At 71.9% G+C, this 5,901-nt stretch carries 5 protein-coding genes; 2 read left to right on the forward strand and 3 right to left on the reverse strand.

Translation table 11 applies throughout. The features are described from left to right. On the reverse strand, positions 1–2,260 hold a 2,260-nt coding region (locus tag AOK16_RS07375; protein ID WP_205627643.1), incomplete at its 3' end, for a sensor histidine kinase. Between the two features lie 708 nt (positions 2,261–2,968). Here AOK16_RS07375 and AOK16_RS07380 point away from each other — a divergent pair. Continuing rightward, entirely contained in the window at positions 2,969–3,817 is an 849-nt protein-coding gene (locus tag AOK16_RS07380; protein ID WP_055471428.1) for a hypothetical protein, read from the forward strand. 158 nt (positions 3,818–3,975) lie between these two features. Here the strand turns inward: AOK16_RS07380 and AOK16_RS07385 are convergent, their stop codons facing one another. Continuing rightward, the gene (locus AOK16_RS07385) at positions 3,976–4,326 is read right to left on the reverse strand and encodes a VOC family protein (protein WP_055471429.1); all 351 of its coding nucleotides are present in this window, start codon (positions 4,324–4,326) and stop codon (positions 3,976–3,978) included. Between the two features lie 308 nt (positions 4,327–4,634). Here AOK16_RS07385 and AOK16_RS07390 point away from each other — a divergent pair, with 308 nt between their 5' ends. Beyond that, positions 4,635–5,033: a hypothetical protein gene (locus tag AOK16_RS07390; RefSeq protein WP_157859138.1), complete on the forward strand. Its 399-nt coding sequence runs from the start codon at positions 4,635–4,637 to the stop codon at positions 5,031–5,033. A 202-nt stretch (positions 5,034–5,235) separates the two neighbouring features. Here the strand turns inward: AOK16_RS07390 and AOK16_RS07395 are convergent, their stop codons facing one another. Then, entirely contained in the window at positions 5,236–5,676 is a 441-nt protein-coding gene (locus AOK16_RS07395) for a MarR family winged helix-turn-helix transcriptional regulator (protein WP_055471431.1), read from the reverse strand. Positions 5,677–5,901 lie beyond the last annotated feature (225 nt).

Here is a 5,901-nt window from a genome sequence, read left to right on the forward strand (position 1 = left end):
CGTCCACAGGGAGGCCGTCCACAGGGAGGCCGTCCGCCGGGGGGCCGTCCGACAGACCGACCGCCGAGGTCTCCACGAAGCGGCCGCCCGCCCGGAGGGCCGTCGCGCGGCCCGGGAGGGTGTTGGAGTTGGCCTCGGCCACCGAGCCGGGCAGGTTCACCGCGGGCAGCGCGGGCGGTGGCGCCGTGCCCGGGCCCGAGGGCGTCGGGCGGGTCGGCAGCAGCGACTTGGGCAGCACGGCGACGGCCGCGATCCCGCCCTGCTTCTGCTGCCGCAGCTGCACCCGTACGCCGTGCCGCGCGGCGAGGCGTGCCACCACGTACAGGCCGAGGCCCAGCGCGTCGTCATCCTCCGCCGCCTCGGGCACCTCCCCCTGCGGCTCGGCCAGCAGGGCGTTGAGCTCATCCAGCCGGCCCTGGGTCATGCCGATGCCCTCGTCCTGGATCGAGAGCATGACCTCGCCGCCCTCCAGCAGCCAGCCGGAGAGCTGGACCGCGGAGTCCGGCGGGGAGAACGCGGTGGCGTTCTCCAGGAGTTCGGCGACCAGGTGGCTGATCGCCTCCGCCGCGAACCCGGCGACCTGCGCGTGCGGCGGGAGCGAGTGGATGTCCACCCGCTCGTACCGCTCGATCTCGCTGACCGCGGCGCGCAGCACGTCCAGCAGCGGCACCGGCGCGCCGCCGTGCCCGCTGCCGTGCCCGCTGCCGTGCCAGCCACCGTGCTCGACCCCGGCGAGGACCAGCAGGTTCTCGCTGTGGCGGCGCATGCGGGTGGCCAGGTGATCGAGCTTGAAGAGGGTGTCGAGCCGCTCCGGGTCCGCCTCGCGGTCCTCCAGGCCCTCGATGACGCCCAGCTGCCGCTCGACCAGGCCGAGGGTGCGCACCGCGAGGTTGACGTACGTGCCCTGGACGCGGTCGGCGACCCCTGACACCTCCGCCGTCAACTGCTTCTGCTGGGCCAGGAGTTCGTCGCGCTGATCGGCCAGGCGCTGGCGCTCGGCGACGAGCCGGGTGCGGTCCTCGGCCAGCTGCTCGGCGCGGGTGTGCAGCCGGGCCACCGCGCCGCGGAGCTCGTTGACGGCCCAGACGACCTCGGCGAACTCGTCCTTGCGGCCGGTGTACTTGACCGGCTCCTCCCCGGCCGGGTCCGCCGCGACCCGCTGCGCGCCGCGCCGCAGCGCGGCCAGCGGGTGGGTCATGGAGCGGGCGGCGGTGATGCTGACACCGATGGCGATCAGCACGCAGAGGCCGGCCAGCGCGATCCGCAGCTCCAGCGTGGTGACATCGTCGTCACGTACGGCGGAGAGGCGGCTGGTCTCGGCGGTGGTGAGCGCGGACTCCACGGCCCGCATACGGTCGAGGCGGCCGGAGAGCGCGGTGTCGATCCTGGAGCGGCTGAGGGCGAGGTCCTCGGGCGAGAGCTCGGGCTGGTCGGCGAGGCGGGTGAGGTAGCGCTCGGCGCCGCTGACCTCGGTGCCGTTGACCGTGTTCTCGTACCGGCTCACCGCGTCCTCGGGCGCCGTACGGTCGAACTCGGCGAGAGCGGCCTGCTCCTGGACGCGGCTGCGCTGGGTGGCGGCGGTCAGCTCGGAGTGCCAGCCGTCGGTGGTGACGCCGGTGGGCAGCCCGAGGCTGCCCAGCCCCTCCGCGGCCGCGGCCTTCTCGCCCTCGACGAGCCCGGCGAGAGCCAGAGCGCGGGTGGCGGAGGCCTCTTCGACAGCCCGGCCGAGCGCGGGCAGCGACTCCACGGTGCCGGAGGCGCGCGGCGGGATGCGGCGGGCGAGGTCGGTGGAGACCTCGCGCAGCGCGTCGAGCACGGCGGTGTACGCCTGGAAGGTGTCCATGGCGGGGCCGCGCCCGGACTGCGCCTCCTGACGGACCTTCCCCAGGCCGGCCAGCGCCTTGCGCAGGGCGGCGGGCACGTCGGCGCCACTCGCGCCGATCTCCTGGATCTGCCGGTCGACGCGGGCGGCGCGGCTCTTGGAGACGTCCTCGGCGCCGGACTCGGTGGTGCGTCCCGCGGCGACGAACTCGGTCATCGTGTCGCGCTCGTCGGCGAGCGAGTGGGCGAGGACGAGCGCCCGCCCGTTCAACTCGGAGAGCGAGACCAGCCGCTGGGACTCGGTCAGATCGCCGGAGGCTAGGGCGACCGCGGGCGCTCCCGCACCGGCCACGGCGACGGCCACCACGGCGACGTACCCGACGAGCCGGTTGCGGACCCGGGCCGTGCGCCGGGGCGGCGGGGGGGTGTTGCCGCCCACCGATGCCTGCGCGGGCTGAGTCGCCTGCTGCCCGGAGGGTGCCGTCGGCTGCGCGGAGGGTGTCGTCGGCTGCGCGGAGGGTGTCGTCTGCTGAGGGGACTGCGCCGTCGGCTGGGCGGGTTGCGACGGCTGCGCCGACGCCGACTGTGCCGACCTACGCCTTTTGCCCCGAGGCCGCGTCTTCTGCACCGGTGCTCGCAATCTGTTCTCGTCTTGCCCATGGCCGAGGTGACAGCAGTGGGTTCACTCGGGCGCGACCGGCCGGCGCCGGATCCCACCGCGCGCGGAGCGCGGGCCGACCGGCGCCCCGCCCCCCTACCCTTCGGTACGACGGGACCAGACCATTCCAGTACCGCTTCACGCGGGGCTCGCCCATCACCCGCTTGGCCACCTGAACGAGTGAACATTACTAAGGAGTTGGCGAACAACTTGCGCCGAGGGGGCCTTTGGGGCCCACCGAGGGCCCTGGCTTGGAATCGCTCCCGACGCCTGGCAGGATGCGCGCCCGCAGCAAGATCGGACTCGCCGAATCCGGGGGAATTCAGGGCGGGGCGGACAGGGATGGCGGGCGGCCTTCACGGGACTCCCGGCGGCCCGGCCGTGGTTGGGCAGCGGCCCGGCCGTGGTTGGGCTGCCGAGCGGTGCCGTTCCCGTGGCCGCGGCCGGTCAAACCTCCGAGGCGATCTCGTGCTCCGGCAGACTGGCCGTATGCGCATGGATCTGGCCACCGAGCCCGGGGACCCGCGACGCCCCAACGAGGACTACGTTTCCGCCGTTCTCCCCGCGTCGGGGCAGGGCGGGGCGCTCGTCCTCCTGGACGGGGTGACGCCGCCGGAGGGCGACGACGGATGCGTGCACGGAGTCCCGTGGTTCGTGGCCCGGCTGGGCGGGAAGCTGCTCGAACTGTCCGGTTCGCGCCGCGATATGAGCCTCGCGGACTGCCTGGCCGCGTCCATCTCGGAGGTGGCGGACACCCACCGGGAAACCTGTGATCTTTCTCACCCACTGACACCGCAGGCGACGGTGGTCGCAGCGCGGTGGGGCGGAGGGTCGCCGGGGGTTCCGGAAGTCTCAGGGGCGGCCGGGGCGGAGATTGAGCACGCCCCAGGGGCAGCCGGACCGGAGGTCGAGTATCTGGTGCTGTCGGACTCGGTGCTGCTGCTGGAGTCGGCGGCGGACGGCGGCACGGTGACCGCCGTACTGGACGACCGCATCGACGTCCTGCGGGCGGCAGGCCGACGGGTCGCGCCGCTGCGGAACCTGGAGGGCGGCTTCTTCACGGCGGCGGCGGACCCCGGGGTCGCCCGCCGCGCGGTGACGGGCGCCGTCCCGCGCTCCTCCGTCAGGGCGCTGGCCGCCCTGACGGACGGCGCGGCCCGCTGGGTCGAGGTCTTCGCCGAGGGCGGCTGGCCGGACTGCCTGGCCCTCCTCCGCAAGGAGGGATCGCACGGACTGATCGACCGCGTACGGACGTTGGAGGCGGCGGACCCGTCGCGCACGGCGTACCGGCGGGGGAAGACACGGGACGACGCAGCGGTGGCGTTCGTGGAGCTGTGAGACCGCATCAGCTGTGAGATCGCGTCAGGCGTGATGCGGGGCGCGGTGGGCGAGTCGGCGGGATCGGCCTCCGGACCGGAGGGTTCGGCCTCCAACTGGTGCGGGAGCTGGGCGCAGTGCGGCTCCTCGGTCTGGTGCGGGATGTCGAGGAGAGGCGGTCAGCGGTGGCTCAGCACGTTGACCACCCGACCGTTGGGGTCGCGGACGAAGAACCGCCGTACGCCCCACTCCTCGTCGCACAGAGGATGGACGATCTCGGCGCCGCTCTCCCGCACGGCCGCGTGGACCGCGTCGACGTCATCCACCTCGACGCTGAAATCGGGGTTGACCGGCGCGGTCTTGTCGCTGGTCATGAAGCTGACCTGGGCCGTGGGGGCGGACGGCGAGGCGAGCGTCATGATCCACCCCTGATTCATGACCTCCTTGAGACCCAACAGCCCGTAGAACTCCCGACTCCGCCCCTGCGGGGCCTCGGCGTGAACGATGGGCATGACACGACGAACAACCATGGGACACCTCCCGGGTGACAAATCTCGCGCCTTCCGCACTCCGAGGAGTATCACGGCGGACGCGGCCGAGACCTAACACTCGCGCGGGGCGCATGCCCGTTAGAGGATGAACCCTATGCCCACGGACCCCATTTCCCTGGCCAGGGCCACAAGCTCCACGCCCCAACCCTCACCGCCCTCCTCCTCTTCGAACCCACCGAAACATCCACGGTCGGCGACCGCCCTGACTCAATTCTCCCGGGAGGACCGAACGTTAAAATGTGGGTGGGTGTGGGTAGCCGCATCCACCCACAATTGGAGGGTTGACCATGACGTATGACCTTGAATTAGCGAAGGAAATATATCGTGTTGGTGTCAGTTTACGTGTGACGGACAAAGTCATGCTGGCCGCGTTCGAGACCGGAATCGTCGAGACCGGGATGCGGAATCTGCATTACGGGGACCGGGATTCGGTAGGAGTTTTCCAGCAGCGGCCGTCCCAGGGCTGGGGAACCCGGGTTCAGTGCCTTGACCCCGATCACGCGGCGCGGCGGTTCTTCACGGAAGCCGTCCGAGTGGCCAAAGCCCACCCCGACTGGTCCGCGGGCAAAGTGGCCCAGGGCGTACAGCGGTCGGCGTATCCCACCCGGTACGACCACGCCGAACACCTGGCGAGGGGGCTGCTGACGCAGATCGCGAAGGCCGTGGGGGGAAGTGGAGGCCACTGATCCACGGGAAGTGGGCGCCACAGCACCACTGACCCACGGAAACGGGCACCACGGCACCACTAACCCACGGGAAGTAGGCACCCCTGACTCACGGGAAATGGGCGCCACTGATCCATAACCGGTCCGTGACAGGCACAAGAAGGCCCACTCCTCGGAATTCCGATTCCGGGGAGCGGGCTTGCGACCGAGAAGCGGGCAAGCCCTACAGCGCATTCAGGCGGTGGAGCAGGCGCGCCAGTTCGGCGATTTCCCGGCGGTCCCAGCCCTCCAGTTTTCGGACGTACTGGGCGCGGCGGGCGCCGCGGACCGCGGTGAAGCGGGTGCGGCCCTCGGGAGTGAGGGTGACCAGGGAGGCGCGGCCGTCGGCGGGGTCGGGGCGGCGGGCGATCAGGCCCAGGGACTCCAGGGCGCGCAGCTGGCGGCTCATCGTGGCCTTGCCGACGCCGAAGTAGCCGGCGAGTTCGGTGGCCCGCTGCTCGCCCGCGTCCTCCAGGCGGAGCAGGAGCCCGTACGCGGCGGGCTCCAGATCCGGGTGGACCTCGCGGGCCATCTCGCCGGAGGAGGCGCGGGCGCGGCGCAGGAAAACGGCCAACTCCCGTTCGAGCGCCAGAAACTCGTGGTCCACGCCACTCACGTCCCTCATGTCCTCCGCACTCTCCGAAACCTTCCCGCCCCGGGGAATTTTCTTTCAGCCGCCGGCGTTCTCGCAGCTCCGCCGGGTCGGGGCCAGTATTTCGCAGGAGTAGACCAACGGCAGCACCGCCGCCCCCTTTGGCCTGAGCTCCTGCCGGGTACCCCCTTCTATGGCATGGCCACGCCCATTCTCTCCCTCCCATCCTTCCGGCCCACCCTTCCGGATCCGCTCCCC

The organism is Streptomyces pathocidini (assembly GCF_001418495.1).
GTDB lineage: Bacteria > Actinomycetota > Actinomycetes > Streptomycetales > Streptomycetaceae > Streptomyces > Streptomyces pathocidini.